Below are 26,519 nucleotides of genomic sequence, written 5' to 3'. Positions count from 1 at the left end.
TGTATCGACAAAAATAGCAGTAATAAGTTAATATGCTCCTTTTCATATCGCCGGCCGGCCGATAAAGACCTATTTACCGGCCTCAATTATCTTACGGTTATTCTTTTTCAGTATGGTACTTGTGAGCAGCGGGTATAGTAACACGGCCAGCAAAATCAGTAGCGTACCCATATAGAATTCCTGTGTCATGCGCTCTTTCTCTCCGAATATAAAAAACGCCAACGCAATGCCATAAACCGGTTCCAGATTGATAGTCAGGTTAATAAGGTACGCTGAAAACTGCTTCATCAGCTGCGTTGCCATGGTGCTCGCGTAAACAGTACAAATGAATGCGAGGAACAGAATCCAAATCCAGTCGCCCGATGCCGGGACGAATGGTGCACCGCCGTTCCAATTCCGGGATTCGGAAATACCCAGAAAAACGAGCGAGAATAGTGTCGCCCCCACCATTTCGAAAAAAGTGATCACATAAGCATCGATCCGTTGCACGAGCCTGCTATTGGCCACTGTAAATGTTGCGGCAAGCGCCGCAGAGGCTAATGCTAGCATAAGACCCAATGCATGATCAAATTCAAATTTAAAAACCACATACAACCCTGCGAACGCGAGAATACCCAGCCCAACCTCCAGTGGCCGAACCTTTCTTTTGTTTACCAATGGCTCTAAAAGACTTGTCCAGAGCGAGGTCGTAGCCATTCCTGCCAGGCAAACCGATGCCGTAGAAACCCTTGCCGAAGCAAAAAACAGCATCCAATGCGCCGACAACACGAAGCCCACCGCCACCATTTTGACCAGATCGCGGCGGTTTGCAGCGAAACTCTTTCTTTGAAGCAAAATTACCGCACCGAGCCCAATCGCAGCAAAAAAAGTTCGGTATAACACCAACGCAACCGGCGAAATAGCGACCATTAATCCTACAATCGCCGTAAAACCCCAGATCATTACCAGGAAATGCAGGTGCAGGTAAGAGCGGACGGACGATGACGACAGCATAATTACCGGGGCAATGTTTTATAAAGTAATACCCCAATCCCGGCAAAGACGATATTTGGCAGCCAAACCGCAAAAAGCGTATTGATTGTCCCCGCCTCTGCGACGCCTTTGGACAATAGAAAAAACAGGATATAAATGAAAGCGAGCATAAACCCGAGCGCGATCTGCCAACCCACCCCGCGACGGCTTTTTCGGGCCGAAACGATCACCCCGATGGCCGTCAGGATCAGGATCGCGAACGGCTGGGTAAAACGGGTATATTTTTCAATCAGATAGACTTCCAAACCATCGGCGCCACGGCTTTTCAGCAAGTCGATGTAAGCATTCAGCTCCGGTAATGTGAAGGTTTCGAAAAGGTTATAGTCGCTTTCGAAGTCTTTGGGCGAAAGGTTGATGGTTGTGTCGATTTCCGTTCCCCTGCTTAGCCGCTCACCGAGGCTGTCGAGCGTCCTGACCTGGTAATTCTGCAGGGTCCATTTCTTCTTTTTAGGCTGCCAGACGATTCTTTCGGCGTAAAACTTTTGGAGCAATTTCGTACCCTTGATCGTCTCCATCGTAAACTTGTTCCCGGTCTGCGTCGTGGTATTGTAACTTTCCAGGTATGCGTACACGTCGGGCGCGATGGTGATGTGCACATTATGCCCGCTGAAATAAAATTCGCTTTTTACATAAGTTTTTTCAAAACCGTTACGGATTTTATTGGCCTTGGGCAGAATCCACCCTACCTGTATGAATGTCAGAATGCCCAATACGATCGCGCCGGCCATATAGGGCATCAGCATCCGTGTAAAACTGATCCCACTGCTCAGCATTGCGATGATCTCCGTGCGCGCCGCAATACGCGAGGTAAAAAACACCGTAGCAATGAACACCATCAAAGGGCTGATGTAATTGATCCAGTAAGGGATCAGATTGAGATAATAATCGATGATTATCTCTTTGAGCGGCGCTTTTTTGTCGAGAAAATCATCCACTTTTTCGGTGTAGTCGATCATACAGATAATCAGTACGATGACGAACGCCACGAAAACATAGGTAATCAGGAAGTTTTTGATCAGATAACGATCGAGGATTTTGAAGTTCATGGCTGGTTATGGTCTCATCGGCGCTGTACCAGCAGGTTTTTGGACACTTCGAGACTGATAAACAACGTCGGTCCACCGTTAATCTGTACGGACGCCGACTTGTCGTATTCATTAATTTCCTTTACTTCAATCACCGCTCCAAGCGTAATTCCCGATCGATCAAGGTGTTGCAGGAAAGAAGGCGCATGGTCCAGCACCCCCATCATTAACACTTTTTCACTAACCTGGACGTCCGTTAGTATCAGATAATCAGGTTCGGTCAGGTTTCCCTTCGCATCAGGAATGGGATCACCGTGCGGATCGAACTTCGGATGCCCCAGGAAAGCGTCCAGCTTTTCAACCAGCACTTCCGATGGTATATGTTCCAGCTCTTCGGCAATGTCATGCACCTCATCCCAGCCAAAACCCAATTTCTCAACCAAAAACACCTCCCAGAGGCGGTGCTTGCGGATTACCTTAATCGCCACCCTCTCTCCGCTCTCTGTTAGCGTGACGCCCTGGTACTTCTTATAATGGATCAATCCCTTGTCCGCGAGCTTCCGCAGCATGTCTGTCACCGACGCTGCACGCGTGGATGTACTCTCCGCCAGCGCATTCGTGCTCACCTCTAGCCCGTCACGTCCCGAGAGCGCATGAATGATTTTTAAATAATTTTCTTCTGTGAAGGAGTTCTGCATTGCAAGTTAGCCCCGGTTACCAATCCTAAGTATCCGGCAAAAGTACGATTTCCTAATTGTAAAATAAAAAATTTAGACTAGCCTAAAAATATATTAAGAATTTCCTTATCTTTGTTTTCAGAGAACTTAATTGTTTATTTCGGAGACTAATGGAATGATTGACGATATAAAACTAGATAAATCCTTGCAAGAGAAAATGCCTGATGGCGGTGACCAGCTCCGGTCATTGTCCGAAGTTCACTCCTCTATTTCCGTGCCGGAAGGAGCCGGTTTCTGGAAAAAAATGGCTGCATTCACTGGTCCGGGGCTCATGGTGGCCGTCGGCTACATCGATCCGGGCAACTGGGCTACCGACATCGAGGGTGGCTCGCGCTTCGGTTACACATTACTTTCGGTCATTCTTATATCAAATCTTTTTGCGATGCTTTTACAGCATCTGTCGTTGAAACTAGGCATCGCAACAGGCCGCGACCTCGCCCAGGCATGCCGCGACTATTATTCGCGGCCCGTGTCATTTGTACTTTGGATACTTTCTGAAATCGCCATCGCCGCCACCGACCTCGCCGAAGTAATTGGCTCAGCCATTGCCTTGAACTTACTTTTCGGCCTGCCATTGCCCATAGGCGTGCTGTTTACCGCTTTCGATGTGCTAATTGTGCTGTATTTCCAGCAAAAGGGATTCCGCATTATTGAAAGCATCGTAGCGGGATTGATGGGCATCATCTTGCTGAGTTTCCTGTATGAAATGATCGTCTCGCAACCTTCATTGGCGGGCATCATGGGAGGCCTCGTTCCTAAAAAAGAGATCGTGACCGACTCCGCAATGCTTTATATCGCCATCGGTATCCTCGGTGCCACCGTCATGCCGCATAATTTGTACCTGCATTCCAGCATTGTGCAAACGCGTAACTTCAAGAGGGACGAGCCAGGCAAGCGCTCCGCCATTAAGTTCGCTACCATCGACTCCACCGTTTCGCTGGCGCTAGCATTTTTTATCAACGCCTCTATCCTCATCCTGGCCGCCTCCGCATTCCACGCCAACGGCCATTACGAAATCGCCGACATCACTGATGCCTATCATCTTCTTGATCCCGTTCTGGGTGTAAGCCTCGCGGGCATATTCTTCGCGCTGGCATTGCTCGCATCCGGTCAGAGCTCTACGCTTACCGGCACCCTAGCGGGTCAGATCGTCATGGAAGGCTTTCTCAACATTCGTCTGAAACCCTGGGTACGCCGTCTGCTCACCCGCGGCATTGCCATCATCCCTGCATTGATCGTGTCCTATCTCTACGGAGAACGCGGCACCGCCGAACTGCTTGTGCTTAGCCAGGTAATCCTTTCCCTGCAACTGAGTTTTGCCGTGGTACCACTTGTGTTTTTCACCTCCAACAGCAAACTCATGGGCCGCTTCGCCAATTCGAAGCCAGTAGTAGTGCTAAGCTGGACAATTGCAGCCATTATTATTGGGTTAAATGGGTTTTTGTTATGGGAAACATTTGTTTGACATTTCCCATATAGGCAAACTTGTTGCGCTTCAAGATTAAGCACTCCACCACTGACACCAGCTATCATCCCCCCACCAAACGCCATCATTTGCGGAAGCTTACCATCAGTAATCGTACCTAAGTCTGACTTGACAACTGGTTTATCAAACCGCGCTGCCGTGTTTAGTTTAGATCGGCAAGTTATCAGTCCGACAAAAAACATGTCATAGCCGATCGTCAAACTGAAAATTTAATACACCACCCGGGAACCTTTTTCTCTATGGTTTCCTAACTTTCGCCGTTTTTTCAAAAAAGGTGGATGGAATCAAAACACAAAGTTGACAAGGTGACGGCTGCCGGGTTACTGGTGGCGTTCGGCATTATATACGGCGATATCGGGACGTCGCCGCTCTATGTAATGCAGGCCATTATCATGAATGAGCCCATCACCGAGGAAATCGTCTATGGTGCGATTTCGTGTATTTTCTGGACGCTCACTCTCCAAACCACCATCAAATACGTAATCCTGATCCTCCGGGCCGACAACCGCGGAGAGGGGGGGATTTTCGCACTGTACGCGCTTGTACGCAAGCATGCGAAGTGGCTTACGGTACCGGCGGTGATCGGGGGAAGTACGCTGCTAGCCGATGGGGTCATTACACCGCCCATTTCCGTGTCTTCGGCTGTGGAGGGTTTACAGCTATTATACCCTAATATTCAGACAGTTCCGATCGTCATCGCGATCTTGACCATGATCTTTGTCATCCAGGCATTTGGCACTAAGGTGGTTGGACGTGCATTCGGGCCGCTCATGGTAACGTGGTTTGTAATGCTCGGCCTGCTGGGTTTGAACCAGATCAAAGACCATCCCGCAATCCTGAAAGCACTCAATCCTATATACGGTTATGACCTGCTAACGAAACACCCCGGCGGTTTCTGGATGCTCGGCGCCGTGTTCCTGTGTACCACCGGAGCCGAAGCATTGTATTCCGACCTCGGGCATTGCGGCCGGGAAAATATCAGAATAAGCTGGATATTTGTCAAAATATGCCTCATACTGAATTACTTCGGCCAAGGAGCATGGCTATTGACCGAAATGGGCAACCTCCTTGATGCCCGTAAGCCATTCTACGAAATCATGCCGGAATGGTGGCTGCTGCCAGGTGTTGTGATCGCAACCTTGGCTGCCATTATCGCCAGCCAGGCAGTCATTACCGGTTCATTTACATTGATTTCAGAAGCAATACGATTGAATTTCTGGCCGAAAGTCCGCCTCATTTATCCCAGCGATCAGAAAGGCCAGCTTTATGTACCGAGTATCAACTGGCTCTTGTGGCTGGGCTGCTGCGGCGTGGTGCTGTTTTTTCAGAAGTCGTCCAATATGGAAGCGGCTTATGGGCTCGCCATTACGCTGACGATGATCATGACGACAATTCTCTTCTCTTATTATTTGTATATCAAACGGGTAAATCTCTGGATCGTGATTGCGTTCATGCTGCTGTACCTGTGCATTGAAGGTATGTTCCTGGGTGCTAACCTGTTGAAATTCACTCACGGCGGATGGTTCACGATCATGGTTGGCACGCTCGTAGCAGGGCTGATGGCGGTGTGGCTGAAAGCGTTCTACATTAAACTCCGGCTTACTGAATACACGAAGCTGGAAAAATACCTCCCTGCATTGCACGAACTGAGCCGTGATATCAGCATTCCGAAATATACCACTCACCTCGTTTTCATGACCAACGCCTCACGGGCGACCGAGATTGAAACGAAGGTGATCTACTCCATATTCCAGAAGCGGCCAAAACGCGCTGATGTGTACTGGTTTATCCACGTCGATATTATGGATGATCCCTATACCATGGAATATAAGGTGTTGTCCGATGAAGATAACCATGACAATGTGATCAAAATTAACTTCCGGCTCGGGTTCCGTGTCGATCAGCGGATCAATATGTTCTTCAGGAAAGTGGTGGAAGATATGGTTTTGAACAAGGAGGTCGACATTACCAGCCGATACGAATCGCTCAGTAAACAGAACATTACGGGCGACTTCCGGTTTGTAGTATTAGAAAGGTTCCTTTCATTTGAAAACGACCTCCCCTTGTTCGAACAGCTTGTGATGAAGACATATTTCTTTGTGAAGGATTTCACGACACCCGAAGACAAGTGGTTCGGACTGGATAGCAGTTCGGTCAAAATCGAGAAAGTGCCGCTGATCATCCGCCCCGCGGAAAACATCAAACTGAGGAGAGTGTTCTCCTGATTTCAGATTTTAAACCCTTTGAAAGGATCGATATTGCCAAGTAACATTGCCGGTATCGGTCCTTTTTTATGTCAAACCATTATCTTTTAAAGACTCCAATGAATTTCCTCCGGCGCATCGCCATTCCCGTGTTGCTGCTATGCATGCACACTTTCGACTCGACGGCCCAGAACAAGGTGACTATTCCCATCGAAACCGCACAGAATGCCCTGGTGCTGCAAACCGATCAGGATAAGCACCTATCGATCCTTTACTTTGGAAAAAAATTGAATCAGACGGCCGAGTACGACCTGGTAACCGCTCAAAGCCGCCAACGCGACGGCAATGCGGGCATTTACAACTCCGCTCACACGCCCTCAGGCTCGTGGAGCGTTTCGGAACCTGCTTTGCAAATTACACATGCGGACGGCAACAAGTCGACCGATCTGGTTTACGTCAACCATCAGACGACGCGTGAGAACGACAATGTATCCGTCACGCGCATTCAGCTCAAAGACCCGGTGTACGCCATTGAGGTTACATTGTTTTACAAAACCTATTCACGCGAAAATGTGGTGGAGCAGTGGAATGTGATAAAAAGTGCGGAAAAGGGCGAGATTACTTTGAACAAATATGCCTCGGCGAACCTCTATTTCCCCGGCAAGGAGTTCTACTTGACCCATTACAATGGCACCTGGGCACGTGAAATGACTCCGGAAGAAGAACTGTTAACTGCCGGTGTCCGTGTATTGGATTCCAAGCTGGGCACGCGTGCGAACCTATTCCAGCCACCAAGTTTCCAGCTTTCATTTGACAAACCTGCTACCGAAACCGAAGGCAAAGTGCTACTCGGAACGCTCGCATGGTCGGGTAATTTCCGGATGGATTTCGAACTGGATTCCTACCACAACCTGCGCCTCATTGCCGGGATCAACAATTACGCGTCAGAATACCCGCTAGCGACGGGCAAGGAATTCAAAACGCCTTCATTCATTTACACATTCTCCGACAACGGGAAAGGCGAAGCGAGCCGCAACCTGCACAACTGGGCCCGCAAATACCGCATTCTCGATGGTGAAGGCTCACGCCTGACGTTGCTGAACAACTGGGAGGCGACTTATTTCGATTTTAACGAGGAAAAACTGGCCGGACTTTTCAAAGACGGCAAAAAGCTGGGTGTCGATCTTTTCCTGCTTGACGACGGCTGGTTTGCCAACAAATACCCCCGCAACGACGACCGGGCAGGTCTGGGCGATTGGCAGGAAAACGTCAAAAAGCTTCCGCACGGCATTGGTTACCTTGTAAAAGAGGCCAAAAACGCAGGTATCAAATTCGGTATCTGGGTGGAACCGGAAATGGTAAACCCTAAAAGCGAATTGTACGAAAAGCACCCCGACTGGGTGATTCGCCAGCCGCAGCGTCCAGAGCATTACATGCGCAACCAGCTTCCACTGGACTTATCCAACCCGGAGGTACAAAACTTTGTTTACGGCATTCTGGACAAGCTTTTCACCGAAAATCCGGACATCGCTTACATCAAATGGGATTGTAATGCTATTACTTTCAATGCACATTCTGCTTACCTCGAAAAAACCAAGCAAAAGCAATCGCAGCTTTATGTTGATTATGTAAAAGGTCTCTACAAAGTCCTCGAAAAGTTACGTGCAAAATACCCGAAAGTACCCATGATGCTCTGCTCGGGCGGCGGCGGCCGGGTGGATTATGAGGCATTGAAATATTTCACCGAGTTCTGGCCCAGCGATAACACCGACCCGCTCGAACGCATTTTCATGCAATGGGAGTACTCATATTTCTTCCCTGCACTCGCGCAAAGTGCGCACGTGACCGACTGGGGCAAGCAACCGCTCAAATTCCGTACCGACGTGGCCATGATGGGCAAGCTGGGTTATGACATCGTGGTAAGCCATTTGAATGAAAAAGACTTGCAATTCAGTCAACAGTCCGTGGCGACTTACAATGCGATCAAGGACGTGGTATGGCACGGCGATTTGTACCGTCTCGTAGATCCGAAGAAAAACGACTTTGCGTCGTTGCTTTTTGCAACTAAAAATAGAGACCGCGCGATCGCCTTTTCTTATCTCGTAAGTAACCGCAATGGTGCAGGGTCGGACCTTGCCATCCGTTTGCAGGGTTTGGATGCCGGGAAAAAGTATAAGGTGAAAGAGCTGAACCTCTATCCCGACACCAAAACGCCCATTAAGGAAGACCAGGTTTATTCGGGGGATTTTCTGATGACGGCTGGTTTTAATCCGGTTGTGAATGCGAGAAGGGCTAGTGTGATTTTGGAGATTTTGGAAGTGAAATAAGTTTCGCTATAAAATAGAAATGCCAGGAAGGCACGAATTTACACGAATGCGCTTTGTGTAAATTCGTGCCTTCCCGGCATTTAACTTATTTCAAATAAACTCCCTCTTCTTCCGCGCGGCTCAAAACCACCTTCACATGCTCGGTAAGCGTAGTACTCAATGAATAGCCTACATAATCGGCATGGATGGGAAATTTATGGTGGCTGCGATCGACGATCACAGCAACTTGTACCTTTTTCATCCGGACTTTCAGGAACGGCTCCAATGCGAATGCGAGCGTGCGGCCGGTGTTCAGCACATCATCCGCGACAATCACAACCTGGTTTTCTACATTCAGCTCGTGGTCGAACAGTATTGGGCTTTGCTGATGGATATTTTTGTCGAAACGCAGTTCAATCAGTTGTACATCGAGCGGGGAAATTTCCGTCAGTTCGGCTGTGAGCCTTTTAGCAAATGCATAGCCCTCACCAGCGATACCGGCGATGATGATGCCTTTTTCTTCAAAATTCTGCTCAAATATTTCAAAAGCGATCCGGCGAATTTTCTGGCCCGTCTGATGGGCACTTAAAATCTGACGCTGGGACACCGTGCTGTTCTCGGTCATTGCGGGTATTGGTAGGTTAACAACTTAGTTGTGGTAAAAATAGCAAACCACTTCATAATGCCACGAAATTCTTTAACCAATTCGCAAAAGTCAATTCATGCAATGGTAATTCCAGGCTCACGATACCCATGTCCACCTTCGCCTGACCAATGCGTTCCGTTCGGATTTCCATCAATGCCTGTTCGTAAGGTTTCGGAAACTCGGGATGCGCCTGAATGCCCACCATATGCTCGCCCACACGAAACATGCCAATCGGACAGTCCTGCGTTTCGGCCAGAAGCGTGCTGGCAGGCGGCAATTCCACCACCTGATCCTGGCACATCATCAGCAAATTAAATGATGCGCGCGCTGGCGTCATCCATTCTTCATGGATCAATATCTGGAAGTTATGCACACCTACGCACCACCCCACCGCCGACTTCTGTACCTTCCCACCCAACGCCTCCGCCAGCATCTGATGCCCGAAGCAAACGCCGATATACTTTTTCCCCGAATCGTAAATATCCTTCACAAATGACTTTAACCTCCCTATCCATGGCACATCATCATACACCGAAAACTTCGAGCCTGTGCATAAATACACATCACATTCATTCACGGACGCGGGGAAATGTCCATTACAGACATCGTAAAACGTAAACTCCCAATCCAGCGCTACTTGTGAGAATAAGGCAGGAAACATTTCGCGGTAGTCGCCTGCGATTGGCACCAGTTCTTCCCGCACATGGTCACATTCCAGTAAACCGACTTTTGTCATCTTATCGTTACTTTTTATCGAAAAGCTGGTTCAGTTCTACGGTAAATTCGGGCAATGTGACCGACGTCAAAGCCTGACCTACCGTAAATGGTTTCAATCCGATGTACTTCCCTTCATGCAACACATATACCAACACTACTTCATCATTGGGTTCTACCAACCAGTATTCCTTCACACCCGACTCTTCATATACATCAAACTTCTCATTCATTTCCTTCCCCGTATTACCCGGAGAAAGTATTTCAATGACCCAGTCGGGTGCGCCAATACAACCTTTCTCATCAACTTTCGTAGCGTCGCAAATCACGGAAACGTCCGGCTGTACGACGGTAAAAATCTCCTTGTCGCCTCTCGCATCAAATCTAGGTAGCCTTACATCGAACGGCGCAGCAAAAACCTGACATTCCCTGTTTTTCAGCAACTGCCATATTTCGGCAAAAGCAATCCGGAAATTCTTTGATGCCGGGTTGCCGGTGCGGGTAACATTTTGAAGATCTTTCCCTTGATCAACTCGAGGCGTTCTTCAAACTGCCATTTCAGATAGTCGGCGTAGGTATACGTACCGTTCAAGTCCAGTGTGTCAATGCTGTTCATGATTCAATTGCCTGGTTTGATATGAAGGATAGCCTGTAAAACGAAGTTACCCTATTTTCAAATGAAAAGACTTAGGCCGTGTCAACGCCTCATACCCCACAACAGACAATGTACAACCACGACCCGAATTCTTGACGCCGGTCCAGGCCAATGCCGGATCGAGGTAATCGCAACGGTTCATAAACCACGTGCCGGTTTCAACCTGTTCGCCGATTTGCAATGCAGCGTCCACATCAGATGTCCAGATAGACGCCGTGAGGCCGTATTGGCTGTCGTTCATCAGGCGAATGGCCTCCTCATCGCTCGCAACAGGCATAATACCCACTACCGGAGCGAAGGTCTCTTCGGTCATAATCTCCATGGAATGCGTTACATTCACGAGTACCTGCGGTGCAAGGTAAGGTGTCCCTGATTGATGCGAAGGAAACAATGCGGGGTCGATTAACGCGGTGGCGCCTTGTGCAACTGCCTCGTCGATCTGCTTTTGGGCAAAACTAGCAGCTGACGTCCTGACCATTGGCCCGAGCGTGGTTTCAGGATCACGCGGATCTCCGAGGACGTAGGTTTTAGTCAGCTGTTCAAATCCTTTTACAAACTCTTCATAGACATCCTGATGCACGTAAATGCGCTCTACTCCACAGCACGACTGTCCGGAGTTAAAAAATGAACCATCGACGAGGTTTTCGACCGCATCGGCCAGGTTGGCGTCCGGACGTACGTAAGCGGGGTCTTTTCCGCCGAGTTCGAGCCCACCAATAATAAAACGCTCATTAATAGCTTTCTGAACCGCATGACCGCCTTCCACAGAACCCGTGAACGCGACATAGTCTACGCGTGTGTCACCAATCACCTGCGCCACCTGATCGTGGCTCAAATGCAGGTATTGGAACACACCCTCAGGCAAGCCTGCATACTCAAATGCCGCCGCATAACGCTCCGCGCAAAGCGGTGTTTGCTGCGCATGCTTTAAAATCACTGCATTACCCGACATGATTGCCGGTATTACCGAGTTGACGGATGTCAGATAAGGGTAATTCCACGGAGCAACGACAAACACCACGCCCAGCGGGTCTCTTTTCACGAATCTCTTAAATCCCGGAATTTCATCGACCTCTACATCGGCTAATGCCTTTTCCGCCACCGAGATCATATAATTAGCCCTTTCCTGAAACCCCCGCCGGATCTCATTAGCCGTGTAACGCACCGGTCGGCCCATTTGCCAGGTCAGCTCAAGGCCGATCTCATCGGCGTTATTCAGAAAGTATTCAACAGCCTTCCGGCATATCGCCTCGCGTTCGGCCAGCGTCGTTTTCTTCCATTCCTTTTGCGCGGATACCGCCTTTTCCAATGCAGCCTCCACAGCCGCCGCGGTCGCCAGCTCGCGCTCCACGTACACGGAGCCATCGATCGGGCTTATTGTTTTTTGAATCATTTTTTTGAAAGGAGAAAGGGAGAGAAGGGAAGAAGGAACAATGGTAGGAAGGGGGAAAGGAGGGAGAAAAAATCTTAAACGAAATCCTTTTTCCCTCCTCCCTTTTCTCCAACCTCCTTCCTCCCATTTAAACAGGAGTTACATAAGCAGAAGTGATACCGCCGTCGACGAGGAAGTCGGTACCGGTTACGAATGACGCTTCGTCGGAGGCCAGGAACAATGCGGCGTAGGCCATTTCTTTGGCTTCACCGAAACGGCCCATCGGGATGTGTACCAGGCGGCGCTGTTTCTTTTCTTCGGTATTCAAAAACTTCATCAACAGCTCGGTACGCAGCGGGCCGGGGCATAATGCATTCACGCGGATGTTCTCGCGTGCATGGATGACGGCGAGTTCACGCGTAAGTGCAAGAACGGCACCTTTGCTGGCCGTATAAGCCACTTGCGGCGTTGCAGCACCCAAAATCGCCACAAACGAGGCAGTATTGATAATAGACCCGCCGCCTGCGCGTTGCAATGCCGGTATGCCATATTTGCAGCCCAGGAACACACCTTTGGCATTGATGTTCATCGTCAGGTCCCAGATCGCCTCCTCAGTGGTGACCGCATTGTCGTCATCGCTGTGCATGATGCCGGCATTATTGAAAATGATATTCAGCTTCTCGAACTTCTCCTCGGCGAATGCCACAGCAGCCTCGCAATCAGCCGCTTTGGAAACATCTGAATGCAAAAAATAGGCTTCGCCACCGCTTTTGACAATTTCATCAGCAGTTTCCTGACCGCCCTCGTCATTCACATCGGTTACGACAATTTTAGCTCCTTCCTTGGCAAACAGAATGGCGGTTTCGCGGCCAATGCCGCCGCTCCCACCGGTAATAAGCGCGACTTTGTTTTCTAAGCGCATGGTTGATTGGTTGATATTAAAAATAGTAATTGAGTTTAATGGTACTCAGAACAAATCGATTCATTACGGTAAAATATCCTTTTTAGGCCATTCGGTCAAATAGGCTCCATAGAAGCCTCCTGTCTATCCAACAACGCCAAACTTTTCAAATCAAATCTGTTCAAAATACCGCTTGCGCTCCCAGTCAGTCACAGACATATCGTATGCCCGCTGCTCGCTTTTGAAAAAATGCGTATAATGCTCCACGACTTCCGCGCCGAATGCTTGTTTCGCAAACGGGCTGTTTTCAAAGAGCGTGATAGATTCCGCGAGTGTATAAGGTACGCGGGGCAGATGCGCGGCGGCGTAAATGTCGCCGATAAAGCATTCGGGCGGTTCGATGCGGTTCTTAATACCTGCAAGTCCCGAGGCCAGCGATGCCGCGAATGCGAGATAAGGATTGCAATCCGCACCAGGAATACGGCATTCGATCCTGAGGCTTGGCCCGCTGCCCACCACCCGGAAACCTGCTGTGCGGTTATCGTAGCTCCATGCAAGCCGCGTAGGCGCCCAGGAGCCGTCGACGAAACGCTTGTATGAATTGACAGTTGGTGCGTAGAATGGCATTACATCCGTCACATGTTTGATCCAGCCGCCGAGGAACCAGCGGAAAATGTCGGAGCCTTTCACCGGCCCGAATTGCTGCTCGCCGTCGAAGACATTCTTTCCGTCGTTCCACAAACTCATGTGAATATGGCTGCTTGAACCGGCCTGATCCGTTGCAAACTTGGCCATGAAGGTTACCGAAATACCCATAGCATCCGCCACTTCTTTCAGGCATTGCTTGTAGACGACATGGTTATCGGCCATCGAGAGTACGTCAGCATATTTTACGTTCAACTCATGCTGTCCTAATCCCCATTCGCCCTTCGATGTCTCCACTGCAATACCTGAGTTTTTCAAATGCCGGCGCACCGCCGAGGTAAACTTCTCATTCCGCGTGCCTTGCATAATGTGGTAATCTTCCAGGTAATATCCGGCCGGACTGAGGTTCTGATAGTTTTGCTGAAATGCCTGTTTATAGCTGTTTTCCAGCAGGTAATATTCCAATTCAGAAGCGGCGAAGCATTCGAGCCCGTCGCCGGCGAGTGTGGTAAGCTGCTTTTTTAATATTGATCTTGGTGCAATGGATTCGAGTTGGTGCGATTTGTCGTTATGGACGTCGCAGATGATGATGGCTGTTTTTTCCAGCCAGTCGGCGATACGCAAGGTGGCGAGGTCGGGCACCATGTGGAAATCGCCATAACCGAGCTCCCAGTTGGCATAATTGTAACCGGGCACGGGGTTCATGGGCATGTCGGTCGTGAGCAGGTAATTGCAACCGTGCGTGCCCGATCCGGAAACCGAATCGAGGAAAAAGTCCGCGTCCACACGCTTGCCCATCAAACGGCCATAATGGTCAGTAAATGCAACGACAATGGTTTCGATCTCTCCCTCCCCAATCTTGCCCGAAAGTTCATCCAGCGTCAGAAATCCTTTTTTACTCATCAGAAAGCGTTGGTTTAGCGCATTGATATTATCGCAACTTATCTACTTTGGCGTTCATCGGAAACTTGATCACCACTTTTTTGCCGGAAGCCTTTTCCAGCAAAGGCGTCAGTATCTTTTGGGCATTTACTTTGGTTTGATCCAGAATCCCCATATCGAGGGCCGATTGCCGGATTTGGTTTTCGGCTTGCTTATAAGCCTCCTGCACTAATTTGGCCTCGTCGGCAAATGCGTATTCGGTATTGTAAACTTTTGATTTACTGTGATCTATTTTAAAAACACAAAGCTCCGGCTCCGGCATATTGATCACCAATGTTGCCTCGTCGGAACTGATATCTTCCATGGAGATTTTGGCCAGGTCCACGCAACCAATCGCCTCTCCCTGTACTATCAGGATCGCTTTGGCATTAGGCAGCCACATTTTCACAATTTCCTGCTCTACCACATCCTTGAAATTGTATTTAACCACTTCCAGTTTGCCCATGGAAGTAATTTCCTGCAAAACTACAGTGTGCATCGCCTCTATCTTGTCTTCCCCGCCAAGCCATTCGGGCAACCAGCTACCGGTACGGAACCCCGACCACAAAGCATTAATCCCAGCTAAAAGTAAAATCAACACGACCAGCCGCACCAGCCACGATATCAGACGCATACATTATTTTTTAAGTACAAAATCCTCCGCTGTTTCGCTTCCCCGGGCCATCCGCTGTGCAATAATGCTTGCCGCGATCAGTTGCAATGCATGATAGAGCATAATCGGAAGCAGCATCAACCCCGCTTCCGGGCCTGCAAACAACACTTTCGACATCACCGCGCCTTGTACCAGGGACTTTTTAGAACCGCAAAACACAGCCGTCACCTTGTCCTCCCGGTTGAAATGCAGCAAACCACTGATGAATGTCAGCAGGAAATAGATCCCGAAAAAAAGCGCGAGCATTCCTATCCCTAAAAATACGATTTCTTTTATTCCAAGCGAATCGAAGAGGTGTTCCCCGAAAGATTCGCAAAAAGAAGTGTACACGATCAGCAAAATCGATGACTGGTCGAAGTAGCGGATGTACTTTTTATACCGCTCCGCGAAATGCCCCCAACGGCGGTTGAGTGCAATCCCGGCGAATACCGGAAGTAATACTTGCATCGCTAGTTTTCCGACTACCGAGAGCAGATCAAAATGCTCCGGGCTGGATTGCTCCGGGCTGGAATGCCCCGGGATGGAATGCCCTGAACCCGAATCGAGCACAAGCCCCATCCACAACGGCGTGATAAAAACGCCGATCAGGCTCGAAATACTGGCATTGAATATCGCCGCCGGAACATTGCCGCGGGCAATGGAAACCATCACTACCGACGACGAAACGGTCGATGGCAATACGGTCAGGAAGAATATCGCCAGCCACATCGTTTGTCCTTCACCGGCGTGGAAAAGCGGCTTGAATGCAAGCGCCAGCACAGGGAAAAGTACAAAAGTGGATAAATGCACCATCACGTGCAGCCGCCAGTTCACGAGCCCCGCTTTCAGTTTTTCGGGACTCAGGCGAAGACCGTAAAAGAAGAATATCACGGAAACGGCATAAGTCGAAACCGTTGAGAGATGCAGCGGACTGTCCTGCATCCCGGGCGTTGGCCAGAGCCAAGCCAGCACGATCATACTGAGCAATGCAAGCATGAAACCATCGAGGCCCGCTTTTTTTGCTGTATCAATAAATTTATTCATATCAAAAATCGTGGGCAACCATTGTAACTGTGGTATGCTACCCTTTGCAAAAGAATGGAAAACTGTCAGAAATAAAACCCGGCTAGGCGATTAATAGTGTCAATTCTTTTCAACTTAGTGTTTTGGGTAAATGAGCGGTCGGTATCACTTTTTCGGCTAGCATCAAGAACCATCAATGACTACCTCATGACAACTCCTGACAAATTGCTCCTCATAATTCTATTCACACTGACCACGCTGGCACCCGCGACGGCACAGTACAAGCTCGCCTGGGCCGACGAATTCGACTATGATGGCGCTCCTGACCCGAATGTCTGGCAACCGGAAAAGGGGTTTACCAGAAACCATGAAGACCAATGGTACCAGGGAGAAAATGCCTATTGCAAAGGTGGATATCTGATTATCGAAGCCAAAAAGGAGCGGATTAAGAATCCTAAATATGTGGCAGGCAGCCAAAATTGGAAGGAAAATCGCGAATATGCCGAATACACCTCCGCAAGTATCATTACCCGCGGCAAGAAGAGCTTTCAATACGGCCGTTTCGAAATGCGCGCGAAGATCGATATGCGCTCGGGCCTTTGGCCGGCATTCTGGACGCTGGGTGAAAAGGGCGAATGGCCCGACAATGGGGAAATCGACATCATGGAATTTTACAGGGGAATGCTACTCGCCAACCTCGCCTGGGGTTCCAGCGAACGCTACAAACCCATTTGGAATTCGGTTAAAAAACAAATCAACACCTTCAACGACCCGGACTGGTCATCCAAATTTCACGTCTGGCGGATGGACTGGGACGAAAATTCCATCAAACTGTATGTGGACGACTTGCTGCTTACGTCACAAGACCAGGCAACGGCCATTAATGCTAAAAACAAGGAAATTACCCCATTCAAGCAGCCGCATTACATTCTCCTGGGACTTGCATTAGGAGGCGATAATGGCGGCGATTTGTCCAAAACTGATTTCCCCGCCCGCTTTGAAGTGGATTATGTAAGAATTTACCAAAAACAGTAATGCATGCCGATGACGTGATCTGGGCGACCCCGTCTAGGCGACCCCGTCTGGGCGACCCCGTCTGGGCGACCCTATCAGATGGCCGTTTTCATAGCCGGAACGCTCTTTCTGATCTTTTTCGGCGCTTTCTTTCTTCTGCCCCACCAGATTACAAAACCGGTGACGGGCAATGATGCGCAGATCAGGCTGGCAAAGAATACGAGCATTTTGCCCGGTAAGCCAAGAATCGCACCGGTGTGGATATCGTAGTTCATCCGCCGCAAGGTCTGGGCGAAGTTTGCCTCGCTGTATTTGCCGCTGTAAGGCCCTGTCGCTTCGATCTTTTTGACCGAATATTGATCGAAATAGTTATAGTCGACATTATAATAAGTGCCTTCCCGGAAATTGACGTACGAGAAAATCGATTCTGCTTTTTCAGTTGGGAAGGAAATGTTCAGCGTCGAATATTTAGGATATTCTTTTTGTAATTGAAACCAGGCTTTATCCACAGCTTGCATCGGGCCGGTTACCTGCGCCGTTGACACAGTATCCGAAGTCGGGTTATAATACATATCCGAGCCCTTACCACCCGTAACGGTGTACAAGCCTTGCGAAAACCATTGAAACCCCCAAACCAGGCCGGTAACGGCCAGAATCACGCCGATAGACAGGATGTAAAAGCCCAGCACATTATGCAGATCGTAGTTCTTACGCCGCCAGGCCGCGTTCCATTTGATCGAAAAGCGCTGCTTGGCTGCAGACTTGTTTTTGGGCCACCAAAGCACCATTCCGCTGATCATCATGAAAAAGAAAACCAGCGTCGCCGAAGCAGTTACCGGCTGACCGATTTTCTCGGGCAACCAGAGATAATAATGTCCGTGAAGGATAAAATGGAAGAAATCGTCATCCTCGTTCCAGATATGTTCTACTTTCCCTGTGTATTGGTTGATGTAGGCGACGTAATAATATTCAGGATCGATGTTGTAAAAACCGACCTGTGCATTACGGTCGGGCGTGTCGTAAAGAACGCCTTTCGCCACTTTGTTGGGAAGAGCTTTTCTGGCGATCGCTCCCAGTTCCGAGGGTGTCAATACCTTCCCGCCCGTCGGGCCTTTTACAAACATGTAGGGTTGCGTAATAGCTTTGATTTCCTGCTCAAATGCCAGGATACACCCCGTGATGGAAATGATGAACACCATAATGCCCGAGACAAGCCCAAGGTACAGATGCAGTTTTCCAATCAGTTTTTTCATCGATTTCGTCGCTATTATCTTATTTAGACTCAATTAAGAATACGAATATAGGACGAACGACTCGAACCACCAAAGGAAGGGAGGATGGAGGAAAGGAGGACTCCCTTACTCCCTTCCTCCATCCTCCCTTCCTCCCGCAAAAAAAGCCTGCGCGAGGCAGGCTTGGCTCTGTTCAGAAGTCGTAGCGGTAAATCCCTTCGACCTTGGTGCTTGGTGGCATATGCGCGAGGGTTTTTAAAAGCCCGTCGTGCAGGCCGAACACCCAACCGTGCAAATGCACCTCCTGCCCCTTGTGCCATGCGCCTTGTACAATGCTTGTTTGGGCGAGGTTATGCACCTGCTGGATCACATTCAGTTCTACGAGTCGGTCGAAACGCGTTTTTTCGTCCTCGATAGCGTCCAGTTCGGTCGAGTACTTGTCATACACGTCCTTAATATTATGCAGCCAGCGGTTGATCAGGCCGAGATCTTTGTGCATCATCGATGCCTTTACGCCACCGCACTGGTAATGCCCTACTACAAGTATATGCCGCACTTTCAACACCTCCACGGCATATTGCAACACGCTAAGCATATTCATATCCGTATGCACGACAAGATTTGCCACGTTGCGATGGACGAACATTTCACCTGGTTGCGAGCCAGTCAGGTCTTCGGCGGGAACACGGCTGTCGGAGCATCCGATCCAGAGAAAATCCGGCTTTTGGTCCTTGGCGAGGTTATCAAAATACTTTTCGTCCACTTCGAGCTGTTTGGCTGCCCACGATTTATTGGCTGTCAATAGGGTGTTGATAAGTTCCATTTTGTGATTGAAAGTTGAAGTACCAAAATAATACAATCTCTCTCAGATTCATTCAAAAGCACGCACCCTTTTAGCGGAAAAAAATCCGTAATTTTGCACTCTTAAAATCCGGAGAGGGTTATAAATAGTGCTATTTACATTGACCGGCCACGGCAAATGCCGGAGCCAACCACGCATATGAAATACAACGAATATAAAAATCTGAGTTACCCTCAAATCGGGGACGAGGTACTGAAATTCTGGAAAGACAAGCAGATCTTTGAAGCGTCGGTTGAAACCCGCGAAGGCGCACCTTCATTTACTTTTTACGAAGGACCGCCGTCGGCCAACGGAACGCCGGGTATCCACCACGTAATGGCCCGGGCGATTAAGGATATTTTCTGTCGGTATAAAACGCTGCAAGGCTTCCAGGTGAAGCGTAAAGGAGGCTGGGATACACACGGCCTCCCGGTTGAATTGCAGGTTGAAAAGGAATTGGGCATTATTAAGGACGATATCGGGAAGAAAATTTCGGTAGCGGATTATAACGAGAAATGCCGCCAGACGGTGATGAAATTCACCGACCAATGGAATGACCTGACGGAGAAAATGGGTTACTGGGTCGATCTCGATGATGCTTATATTACTTATAAAAGTGAATACATCGAAAGCCTCTGGAACCTGCTCAAAAAGCTGTACGACAAAGGTTTGCTTTATAAAGGCTACACGATCCAACCCTATTCTCCGGCTGCCGGAACAGGTCTGTCGTCACACGAGTTGAACATGCCCGGCACGTACAAGGACGTGAAGGACACGACTATTGTAGCGATGTTCAAGGTGAAAGATGCTGCAAAATGGGAGGTACTTACCGATTCGGCAGACCTCGATATTCGCATCCTCGCCTGGACCACTACGCCTTGGACGCTTCCTGCCAACTCAGCATTGACGGTGGGCGGCAATATTGATTATGTTTTGGTTAAAACCTTTAATCCTTACACACACGAGCCTGTTGCAGTTGTGCTTGCGAAGGATCTGGTAGGCAAATATTTCTCCGAAAAAGGCCACGACGGCGATTTCGAAAGCTATGCGGTCAGCGACAAAAAAATATTGCCATGGACAATCTTGAAAGAATTCAAAGGTAAAGCCCTTGAAGGCATCGAATATGAGCAACTTTTGCCCTATATCCAGCCGGAAACGCCCGCATTCCGGGTAATCCTCGGCGACTTCGTGACTACCGAAGACGGTACCGGTGTGGTGCACACCTCCCCTACCTTTGGCGCGGACGACTTCCGGGTTGCACAGGCGAACGGCATTCCGGCTATTATGGTGAAGGACGAAAATGGCAAAGAAGTACCTATTGTCGACCGCCAGGGCCGTTTTGTAAAAGAGATCACGGATTATGCAGGCCGTTTTGTAAAACCTGAATATTACTCCCAGGCTGAACAGGACGATCCTGAATTCCGTCCTACCGACGTGCTTATTGCCATTAAACTGAAAGAAGAAGGCAAGGCATTCAAAGTTGAAAAATACGAACACCCGTACCCACATTGCTGGCGTACCGACAAGCCGGTGCTTTATTATCCGCTCGATAGCTGGTTTATCCGCACCACGGCGGTGAAAGACCGTTTGGTAGAACTGAACAAGACCATCAACTGGAAACCCGAAAGCACTGGTACCGGCCGCTTTGGAAATTGGCTCGAAAACCTTGTGGACTGGAACCTGTCCCGCTCGCGCTACTGGGGAACGCCGCTGCCGATCTGGCGGAATGATTATGGTGATGAAGTATGCGTCGGTTCGATCGAAGAACTGAAAGACTTGTTGGAAGAAGCCATTATCTCCGGCCATTTGACCCGCGAGCAGGCATTGCACAACTCGGATTACCTTCAAAAACTCGAACATGGTGACTATGACCTGCACCGTCCGTACGTGGATGATGTAGTATTGGTAGGCAAAACCGGCCATATCATGCACCGCGAACCGGATCTGATCGACGTTTGGTTCGATTCGGGCGCGATGCCGTATGCGCAATGGCATTATCCGTTTGAAAACCAGGAAATCTTCGACAAAGCCTATCCGGCCGACTTTATTTCGGAAGGTGTAGATCAAACCCGTGGCTGGTTCTTCACCCTGCACGCCATTGCGGGAATGCTGTTCGATTCAGTTGCTTTCAAGAATGTGGTATCGACTGGCCTGGTACTTGACAAGAATGGCAACAAAATGTCGAAACGCCTCGGCAATGCTGTTGACCCGTTTTCGACCCTGGCCCAATACGGACCGGACGCGACGCGCTGGTACATGATCACCAATGCGGAGCCCTGGGATAACCTGAAATTCAATATTGACGGGATCGGCGAAGTGCAGCGCAAGTTCTTCGGAACCCTGGTGAACACGTATAACTTCTTCGCATTATACGCGAATCTGGATGGTTATGAGTTCCATGAAGCGAATTCTGTGCCCATCGAAAAACGCACTGAGCTCGACCGATGGATCCTTTCGAAACTGAATACATTGATCAAAGAGGTCGGCGAGCAGTTCGACGACTACAACCCGACCAAAGCAGGCCGTCTCGTTCAGGATTTCGTGACCGACCAGCTTTCGAACTGGTACATCCGCCTGAACCGTCGCCGTTTCTGGAACCCATCGGCGGAGCAGGGAACCGGTTTGACAGACGACAAAGCCGCAGCTTACGAAACTTTGCACCACTGCCTGGTAACCGTTTCCCAATTGATGTCGCCGATCGCACCTTTCTTTGGTGAATGGCTATATAAAAACCTGACGGACAGCGACCGCGAAGCATCGATCCGGCATAATGCGCCATTCAAATACGAATCGGTGCATTTGACTTACTGGCCAAAAATCGAAGCGGAAGTGGTGGATATTGATCTGGAAGAGGCGATGGAACTGGCACAAAAAATCAGTTCGCTGGTTCACTCCATCCGGAAAGGGCATAAGCTGAAAGTTCGTCAGCCATTGTCCAAAATCCTGATCCCGGTTTTAAGCGATAAAACCAAACGTCAGATCGAGCAAGTGGCTTACATCATCCTCAGCGAGGTGAATGTGAAAAATATCGAATTTGTACACGATGATAGCGGCATTCTGAAAAAGAAAATCAAGCCCAACTTCAAAACCCTCGGCCCTAAATTCGGACCGAAGATGAAAGAGGTAGCGGCAGCTATTTCTGCGATGACCGAAGATCAGATCCGCGAAATCGAAATCAATAGCACCATTGCATTAACTGCCGCGAGCGGCCCGATCGAGATCGCATTGACCGACGTGGAAATCATTGCCGAAGACGTTCCCGGATGGTTGGTAGCCAGCGAAGGCGGCCTCACCGTTGCTCTAGACATTACCGTTACCGAAGACCTCCGTCTGGAAGGTATCGCCCGCGATTTCGTGAATCGCGTGCAGAACCTGCGTAAAGACAGCGGTTTTGAAGTAACCGACAAAATCCGTATTACTTTACAAAACAACGACGGCCTGCTCGCCAGCGCAGTAATCGCCAACAAAGACTACATCTGCCAGGAAGTACAAGCCCTGGACCTCAACCTCGTCGGCGACCTTAATGGAGAAGCGACCGAGATCGAGATGGATGAATTTTTGCTGAAGGTGAAGATCGAGGTGGTTGGCTGATGGGGCAGTATAAGGCATATCAGACCGAAAGCAACGAAGAAAACACCCGCTTCCAGTTCCAAAGTATCGGGAAGCGTGGTGTTTTCGAAAAGGTCATATTCTTTACGCCTTTGACAATTGATACCTATAACTTATCTCTGGTTGATTACGATAAAGCAACGGGAAGTTATGACGACTTATCCGTAACTGACAATGGGGACATGCCCGAAGTCCTTGTTACCGCAATCTCCGCCATTCATCAATTTCTTGGTTCAAATCCTGGTAAGAAAATCTATTTTGAAGGAAGCACGCCTGCCAGAACCCGGTTGTATCAAATTGCTATTTCAAAGATTTATTATCCTGAACAGTCGGATCTGTTAATTAGCGGCCTTCAAGACGATCAATGGTTTCCATTTGAACCGAATGTTAATTTTGAAGGTTTTTTGGCTGAGAAAAAGCCTTAACTTTATAAAAACAGTCTTCCAGAAATATGAAAGTCTTAGATAAAAAGTCAGGGAAAACCGACAATATCACTTACAACCCCCATCTGGACAATCTTCCGATACCTCAAATTGTATTGGATAAAACAGAGAGAGCTCGTAAGACTCTTGAAAAATATCCCGTTCCTGAAAATCTGCACAGGAAATAACGTCCTATGCACCTCCAAACCTCCACTGCCCTCATCACCGGCGGCGCCTCCGGCCTTGGAGAAGCGACTGCGCGGCTATTCGCAAGTCAGGGAGCCAAAGTTGTCGTCCTGGATCTAAATGAAGCAGCCGGGCAAGCGCTCGAAAACGAATTTTCCGACGAGCTTAAATTCATTAAAACCGACGTCACGAGCGAAAGCGAAGTCCAGAATGCGATAGATATTGCATTGCAAACCTTCGGCAGCATTCAAATCCTAATCAACTGTGCAGGCATCGCTCCGGCACGTAAGATCATTGGTAAAGCAGACGGCATCTACGGCCCGCATTCTTTTGAGCTTTTTGAAAAAACTATCCGCATTAATCTGATCGGCACATTCAATGTGATGCGTTTGGCTGCTTTTGCGATGGAGAAGAATGAACCGAATGAGGAAGGTGAACGCGGCGTGATCATTAATACGGCTTCTGTGGCTGCTTATGATGGGCAAATGGGCCAGGTAGCTTATGCGGCCAGTAAGGGTGGGATCGTGAGTATGACGCTTCCCGTTGCGCGTGATTTGGCAAAATCGGGCATTCGTGTGATGGCCATTGCGCCGGGGCTTTTTGAAACACCACTTTTAATGGGCTTGCCCGAAGATGCACGCATTTCGCTGGGACAGCAAATTCCGTTCCCCTCCCGTCTTGGAAAGCCTTCTGAATATGCATTGTTGGCCAAATCGATTATTGAAAATCCCATGCTAAACGGGGAAGTGATCCGTTTGGATGGAGCAATACGCATGGCACCGAAATGATGAAGACTAATTCTGAAATACGACATCACAATATCTTATTGAAGTGGCTATTTCTGGTCGTCCTTTCAACAGGATTTCTGCATTTCAACGAAGTCGGCGTTAGCAGAACGAACCGGGTTGAGCTGGTTAGTCAGCGTAGAACGCTTGCAAGTTGTGCACGAATTCCTCAAATCACGCATTTTGCTACCTCTACGGTTAGCAATGTCAGTAGTTTTTACGATTTCAAAAACTATCAATCGGCAATTTTCGAAATTCTAAAAGTCCGCCTTTCGATTGCTTCCCGCCTCGTGACCAATAGTCCGAAGCCATTAATGGTCCGGCAGAGCGTCAATCACCTTCATTTCAAAAGCAGATCTCTCTCCTCCGAAGATCCTATCGATTTCTATTCCTGAAAATCTGATCGCAAAAGGTTCACTCAACCTCACAGCGCATCGTTTCCGCCTGCACACGTCCGTGCCGGCCATGACTCATTACTTTTTCAGAAAATCATGGAAATCAAACCCATTCTCCTGCATCTAAAAAAATGGATGCTGCGATTAGCCCTTTCGTTTATGTTGGGCTTTTCCAATGCGCTCAACAAGGAAACAAAGACTTTGGATGATACTATTTTCAAAATAGAGCAAGTTGAACAAAATGAGCACGATTAGGCACCGGGTTATACCATCCGAATACCCATATCCTTGTAGATTTTGAATTCCTCATTGTCGTCCGGCTGATCGGTGATGATCGTTGCAAGCCGATCGGTCGGACAAACATAATAGGCTTCGGCCGTGCCCAGTTTTTCTGTCGTTGCGAGGGCGATCACCTCTTTCGAAGATTCAATTATAGTTCTTTTGACTTCACTTTCCTCGAAATCCGGTCCGGTTACTCCCAGATCGGCATGAATACTGCAAATGCCGAGCAAACAGATGTCAGCCCTGAATTTTTTAAAGAACTGCATGGCGTCGTTGCCGATTGTTACAAAGGAATTTTTTAACAAGCGGCCGCCGGCAAAGAGTACCTCTACATGCTCATGTTCTTCCAGGATCGAAGCAATCGGGAAACTGTTGGTGATTACAGTCAATTCCAGGTCTTTCGGAAGCATTTGGGCAATCAGCAAAGCCGATGTACCGCCGTCGAAAATGACGACCTGGCCGTTTTTAAGAAATTGCAATGCCTTTTTTGCAATTATCAGCTTTTGCTCGTTATCATATGTCATTCGGTCACGAAAATGGTGCGGCCCAGGTGAATGTGGTACTGCACCTCCCCTCACCGATTTCAATAATCCCTGGTCAGCCAGTTCCTTGATATCCCTTCTGACCGTATCCTCCGACACATTCAAAAGTGTACTCAGATGCCCCAGATATACCTTTTGCTCGTGCCCTAGCTGATCCAGTATGATTTGAAACCGTTCTTCTTTTAACATAGTAACCCCGATTATGGATGCAAATTTAACAAACATTTTAAATTTAATATTGCAAAATATTGCACGCATACCGTACATTTGTTGCAAATAATTGCAAGTACTAATTTACCAAATCATGAAAAAATCGATTGCAGTGGATATGGACAATGTCATCGTCGACATTGAAGCTAACTGGATCAACTGGTACGCAGACGCTTTCGGGATAAGGATTACGAAAGAGGCTATGCACGGCATTCCCGAAGACCAGGCCTTTCCGGATCCGTTAGCCGCACGAAACCTGATTTACAAACCGGGATTTTTCCGCAATGCACCCGTCATCCCCGGCTCGCAGGAGGCCATAATCAAATTGCAGGAAAATTATGAGGTATACATTGTGTCGGCCGCTATGGAGTTCCCGAATTCGCTGCCCGAGAAATACGACTGGCTAGCCGAGCATTTCCCGTCCATCCATTGGAGGAACATCATCTTCTGCGGCGACAAGAGCGTCATAAATACCGACTACCTGATCGACGATCACTTCAAAAACCTGGATTTCCATAAAGGCAAGCCTATTCTATTTACAGCAGGGCATAACAGGGGAATCGACAGGCATACGCGGGTAAATAATTGGGAAGAGGCTTTGGAATTGCTAGAGCGCTTGGCAGAACCACAGCAAGTCACTGAATAAGCTTAATGATCGTCTGAGTAACATCATTAATAGTCT

Annotated in this window: 25 protein-coding genes; 10 read left to right on the top strand and 15 right to left on the bottom strand. The window is 48.7% G+C overall.

All coding sequences use genetic code 11. From position 1 onward, the window contains the following. Positions 1–69: 69 nt before the first annotated feature. Genes LZD49_RS29095 through LZD49_RS29085 form a run of 3 tightly spaced genes read right to left on the bottom strand, consistent with a single transcriptional unit; the run spans position 70 to position 2,755 of the window. Entirely contained in the window at positions 70–993 is a 924-nt protein-coding gene (locus tag LZD49_RS29095) for a DMT family transporter (protein WP_234671451.1), read from the bottom strand. Positions 994–995: 2 nt separating this feature from the next. Beyond that, positions 996–2,078, bottom strand: a complete 1,083-nt coding sequence (locus LZD49_RS29090) for an LptF/LptG family permease (protein ID WP_234671450.1) — start codon at positions 2,076–2,078, stop codon at positions 996–998. Between the two features lie 14 nt (positions 2,079–2,092). Next, on the bottom strand, positions 2,093–2,755 hold the full coding sequence (locus LZD49_RS29085) for a metal-dependent transcriptional regulator (protein WP_234671449.1): 663 nt from the start codon (positions 2,753–2,755) through the stop codon (positions 2,093–2,095). Positions 2,756–2,951: 196 nt separating this feature from the next. Between LZD49_RS29085 and LZD49_RS29080 the strand changes: the two genes are divergently transcribed. From LZD49_RS29080 to LZD49_RS29070, 3 genes are all read left to right on the top strand, one after another. Next, positions 2,952–4,259 (top strand): Nramp family divalent metal transporter, encoded by a 1,308-nt coding sequence (locus tag LZD49_RS29080; RefSeq protein ID WP_234671568.1) that lies wholly within the window; start codon positions 2,952–2,954, stop codon positions 4,257–4,259. 299 nt (positions 4,260–4,558) lie between these two features. Beyond that, the gene (locus LZD49_RS29075) at positions 4,559–6,505 is read left to right on the top strand and encodes a KUP/HAK/KT family potassium transporter (RefSeq protein ID WP_234671448.1); all 1,947 of its coding nucleotides are present in this window, start codon (positions 4,559–4,561) and stop codon (positions 6,503–6,505) included. Positions 6,506–6,603: 98 nt separating this feature from the next. Next, entirely contained in the window at positions 6,604–8,811 is a 2,208-nt protein-coding gene (locus tag LZD49_RS29070; protein ID WP_234671447.1) for an alpha-galactosidase, read from the top strand. 85 nt (positions 8,812–8,896) lie between these two features. Here LZD49_RS29070 and LZD49_RS29065 read toward each other — a convergent pair whose 3' ends face one another. From LZD49_RS29065 to LZD49_RS29030, 9 genes are all read right to left on the bottom strand, one after another. Further along, positions 8,897–9,415, bottom strand: a complete 519-nt coding sequence (locus LZD49_RS29065) for a phosphoribosyltransferase family protein (RefSeq protein WP_234671446.1) — start codon at positions 9,413–9,415, stop codon at positions 8,897–8,899. Between the two features lie 52 nt (positions 9,416–9,467). After that, positions 9,468–10,172: a glutamine amidotransferase-related protein gene (locus LZD49_RS29060; RefSeq protein WP_234671445.1), complete on the bottom strand. Its 705-nt coding sequence runs from the start codon at positions 10,170–10,172 to the stop codon at positions 9,468–9,470. A 7-nt stretch (positions 10,173–10,179) separates the two neighbouring features. After that, complete coding sequence (locus LZD49_RS29055) at positions 10,180–10,593, bottom strand: Uma2 family endonuclease (protein WP_310590510.1); 414 nt, start codon at positions 10,591–10,593, stop codon at positions 10,180–10,182. Then, complete coding sequence (locus LZD49_RS35860; RefSeq protein WP_310590509.1) at positions 10,587–10,766, bottom strand: hypothetical protein; 180 nt, start codon at positions 10,764–10,766, stop codon at positions 10,587–10,589. The genes LZD49_RS29055 and LZD49_RS35860 overlap by 7 nt, the downstream gene beginning before the upstream one ends. 46 nt (positions 10,767–10,812) lie before the next feature. After that, complete coding sequence (locus tag LZD49_RS29050; RefSeq protein ID WP_234671444.1) at positions 10,813–12,198, bottom strand: aldehyde dehydrogenase family protein; 1,386 nt, start codon at positions 12,196–12,198, stop codon at positions 10,813–10,815. A 127-nt stretch (positions 12,199–12,325) separates the two neighbouring features. Continuing rightward, complete coding sequence (locus tag LZD49_RS29045; protein WP_234671443.1) at positions 12,326–13,099, bottom strand: glucose 1-dehydrogenase; 774 nt, start codon at positions 13,097–13,099, stop codon at positions 12,326–12,328. Positions 13,100–13,249: 150 nt separating this feature from the next. After that, positions 13,250–14,626: a glutamine synthetase family protein gene (locus LZD49_RS29040; RefSeq protein WP_234671441.1), complete on the bottom strand. Its 1,377-nt coding sequence runs from the start codon at positions 14,624–14,626 to the stop codon at positions 13,250–13,252. Between the two features lie 28 nt (positions 14,627–14,654). Further along, positions 14,655–15,278: a DUF4230 domain-containing protein gene (locus tag LZD49_RS29035; RefSeq protein WP_234671439.1), complete on the bottom strand. Its 624-nt coding sequence runs from the start codon at positions 15,276–15,278 to the stop codon at positions 14,655–14,657. Between the two features lie 3 nt (positions 15,279–15,281). Beyond that, positions 15,282–16,340 (bottom strand): bile acid:sodium symporter family protein, encoded by a 1,059-nt coding sequence (locus LZD49_RS29030; protein WP_234671436.1) that lies wholly within the window; start codon positions 16,338–16,340, stop codon positions 15,282–15,284. Positions 16,341–16,526: 186 nt separating this feature from the next. Here LZD49_RS29030 and LZD49_RS29025 point away from each other — a divergent pair, with 186 nt between their 5' ends. Then, the gene (locus LZD49_RS29025) at positions 16,527–17,354 is read left to right on the top strand and encodes a family 16 glycosylhydrolase (RefSeq protein ID WP_234671434.1); all 828 of its coding nucleotides are present in this window, start codon (positions 16,527–16,529) and stop codon (positions 17,352–17,354) included. Between the two features lie 74 nt (positions 17,355–17,428). On the opposite strand, the gene LZD49_RS29020 is transcribed toward LZD49_RS29025, so the two are convergent. Together LZD49_RS29020 and can are read right to left on the bottom strand one after the other, a co-directional pair. Next, positions 17,429–18,586 (bottom strand): PepSY domain-containing protein, encoded by a 1,158-nt coding sequence (locus LZD49_RS29020; protein WP_234671432.1) that lies wholly within the window; start codon positions 18,584–18,586, stop codon positions 17,429–17,431. A 172-nt stretch (positions 18,587–18,758) separates the two neighbouring features. Continuing rightward, a complete protein-coding gene (can, locus tag LZD49_RS29015) occupies positions 18,759–19,388 on the bottom strand; it encodes a carbonate dehydratase (RefSeq protein WP_234671430.1) in 630 nt (209 codons plus the stop codon). A gap of 177 nt (positions 19,389–19,565) precedes the next feature. Here can and ileS point away from each other — a divergent pair, with 177 nt between their 5' ends. The 5 genes from ileS to LZD49_RS28990 all read left to right on the top strand — a co-directional run bounded on the left by ileS (position 19,566) and on the right by LZD49_RS28990 (position 25,058). Next, positions 19,566–22,997: an isoleucine--tRNA ligase gene (ileS, locus tag LZD49_RS29010; RefSeq protein ID WP_234671428.1), complete on the top strand. Its 3,432-nt coding sequence runs from the start codon at positions 19,566–19,568 to the stop codon at positions 22,995–22,997. Further along, the gene (locus LZD49_RS29005; RefSeq protein WP_409021359.1) at positions 22,997–23,440 is read left to right on the top strand and encodes a DUF6934 family protein; all 444 of its coding nucleotides are present in this window, start codon (positions 22,997–22,999) and stop codon (positions 23,438–23,440) included. The genes ileS and LZD49_RS29005 overlap by 1 nt, the downstream gene beginning before the upstream one ends. A gap of 191 nt (positions 23,441–23,631) precedes the next feature. Next, positions 23,632–24,411, top strand: coding sequence for a 3-hydroxyacyl-CoA dehydrogenase (locus LZD49_RS29000; RefSeq protein ID WP_234671424.1), 780 nt, complete (start codon positions 23,632–23,634; stop codon positions 24,409–24,411). After that, positions 24,408–24,803 (top strand): hypothetical protein, encoded by a 396-nt coding sequence (locus tag LZD49_RS28995; protein WP_234671423.1) that lies wholly within the window; start codon positions 24,408–24,410, stop codon positions 24,801–24,803. Before LZD49_RS29000 ends, LZD49_RS28995 begins: the two co-directional genes overlap by 4 nt. 96 nt (positions 24,804–24,899) lie before the next feature. After that, positions 24,900–25,058: a hypothetical protein gene (locus LZD49_RS28990; RefSeq protein WP_234671422.1), complete on the top strand. Its 159-nt coding sequence runs from the start codon at positions 24,900–24,902 to the stop codon at positions 25,056–25,058. Between the two features lie 8 nt (positions 25,059–25,066). On the opposite strand, the gene LZD49_RS28985 is transcribed toward LZD49_RS28990, so the two are convergent. Beyond that, positions 25,067–25,816 carry a DeoR/GlpR family DNA-binding transcription regulator gene (locus LZD49_RS28985; RefSeq protein WP_234671421.1) on the bottom strand — a complete coding sequence of 250 codons (750 nt, stop codon included), beginning with the start codon at positions 25,814–25,816 and terminating at the stop codon, positions 25,067–25,069. A gap of 115 nt (positions 25,817–25,931) precedes the next feature. Between LZD49_RS28985 and LZD49_RS28980 the strand changes: the two genes are divergently transcribed. Further along, the gene (locus LZD49_RS28980; protein WP_234671420.1) at positions 25,932–26,483 is read left to right on the top strand and encodes a 5' nucleotidase, NT5C type; all 552 of its coding nucleotides are present in this window, start codon (positions 25,932–25,934) and stop codon (positions 26,481–26,483) included. Positions 26,484–26,519: the final 36 nt, after the last annotated feature.

The organism is Dyadobacter sp. CY261 (assembly GCF_021440085.1).
Lineage (GTDB): Bacteria > Bacteroidota > Bacteroidia > Cytophagales > Spirosomataceae > Dyadobacter.
Note: the sequence above shows the minus strand (reverse complement) of the source record. Positions and strands in the feature narration are given on the sequence as shown.

Bases quoted from the DNA above. Each gene is read 5' to 3' on its own strand.
- LZD49_RS29095 (WP_234671451.1), bottom strand. From the start codon at position 993: ATGCTGTCGTCATCGTCCGTCCGCTCTTACCTGCACCTGCATTTCCTG.
- LZD49_RS29090 (WP_234671450.1), bottom strand. From the start codon at position 2,078: ATGAACTTCAAAATCCTCGATCGTTATCTGATCAAAAACTTCCTGATT.
- LZD49_RS29085 (WP_234671449.1), bottom strand. From the start codon at position 2,755: ATGCAGAACTCCTTCACAGAAGAAAATTATTTAAAAATCATTCATGCG.
- LZD49_RS29080 (WP_234671568.1), top strand. From the start codon at position 2,952: ATGCCTGATGGCGGTGACCAGCTCCGGTCATTGTCCGAAGTTCACTCC.
- LZD49_RS29075 (WP_234671448.1), top strand. From the start codon at position 4,559: ATGGAATCAAAACACAAAGTTGACAAGGTGACGGCTGCCGGGTTACTG.
- LZD49_RS29070 (WP_234671447.1), top strand. From the start codon at position 6,604: ATGAATTTCCTCCGGCGCATCGCCATTCCCGTGTTGCTGCTATGCATG.
- LZD49_RS29065 (WP_234671446.1), bottom strand. From the start codon at position 9,415: ATGACCGAGAACAGCACGGTGTCCCAGCGTCAGATTTTAAGTGCCCAT.
- LZD49_RS29060 (WP_234671445.1), bottom strand. From the start codon at position 10,172: ATGACAAAAGTCGGTTTACTGGAATGTGACCATGTGCGGGAAGAACTG.
- LZD49_RS35860 (WP_310590509.1), bottom strand. From the start codon at position 10,766: ATGAACAGCATTGACACACTGGACTTGAACGGTACGTATACCTACGCC.
- LZD49_RS29050 (WP_234671444.1), bottom strand. From the start codon at position 12,198: ATGATTCAAAAAACAATAAGCCCGATCGATGGCTCCGTGTACGTGGAG.
- LZD49_RS29045 (WP_234671443.1), bottom strand. From the start codon at position 13,099: ATGCGCTTAGAAAACAAAGTCGCGCTTATTACCGGTGGGAGCGGCGGC.
- LZD49_RS29040 (WP_234671441.1), bottom strand. From the start codon at position 14,626: ATGAGTAAAAAAGGATTTCTGACGCTGGATGAACTTTCGGGCAAGATT.
- LZD49_RS29035 (WP_234671439.1), bottom strand. From the start codon at position 15,278: ATGCGTCTGATATCGTGGCTGGTGCGGCTGGTCGTGTTGATTTTACTT.
- LZD49_RS29030 (WP_234671436.1), bottom strand. From the start codon at position 16,340: ATGAATAAATTTATTGATACAGCAAAAAAAGCGGGCCTCGATGGTTTC.
- LZD49_RS29025 (WP_234671434.1), top strand. From the start codon at position 16,527: ATGACAACTCCTGACAAATTGCTCCTCATAATTCTATTCACACTGACC.
- LZD49_RS29020 (WP_234671432.1), bottom strand. From the start codon at position 18,586: ATGAAAAAACTGATTGGAAAACTGCATCTGTACCTTGGGCTTGTCTCG.
- can (WP_234671430.1), bottom strand. From the start codon at position 19,388: ATGGAACTTATCAACACCCTATTGACAGCCAATAAATCGTGGGCAGCC.
- ileS (WP_234671428.1), top strand. From the start codon at position 19,566: ATGAAATACAACGAATATAAAAATCTGAGTTACCCTCAAATCGGGGAC.
- LZD49_RS29005 (WP_409021359.1), top strand. From the start codon at position 22,997: ATGGGGCAGTATAAGGCATATCAGACCGAAAGCAACGAAGAAAACACC.
- LZD49_RS29000 (WP_234671424.1), top strand. From the start codon at position 23,632: ATGCACCTCCAAACCTCCACTGCCCTCATCACCGGCGGCGCCTCCGGC.
- LZD49_RS28995 (WP_234671423.1), top strand. From the start codon at position 24,408: ATGATGAAGACTAATTCTGAAATACGACATCACAATATCTTATTGAAG.
- LZD49_RS28990 (WP_234671422.1), top strand. From the start codon at position 24,900: ATGGAAATCAAACCCATTCTCCTGCATCTAAAAAAATGGATGCTGCGA.
- LZD49_RS28985 (WP_234671421.1), bottom strand. From the start codon at position 25,816: ATGTTAAAAGAAGAACGGTTTCAAATCATACTGGATCAGCTAGGGCAC.
- LZD49_RS28980 (WP_234671420.1), top strand. From the start codon at position 25,932: ATGAAAAAATCGATTGCAGTGGATATGGACAATGTCATCGTCGACATT.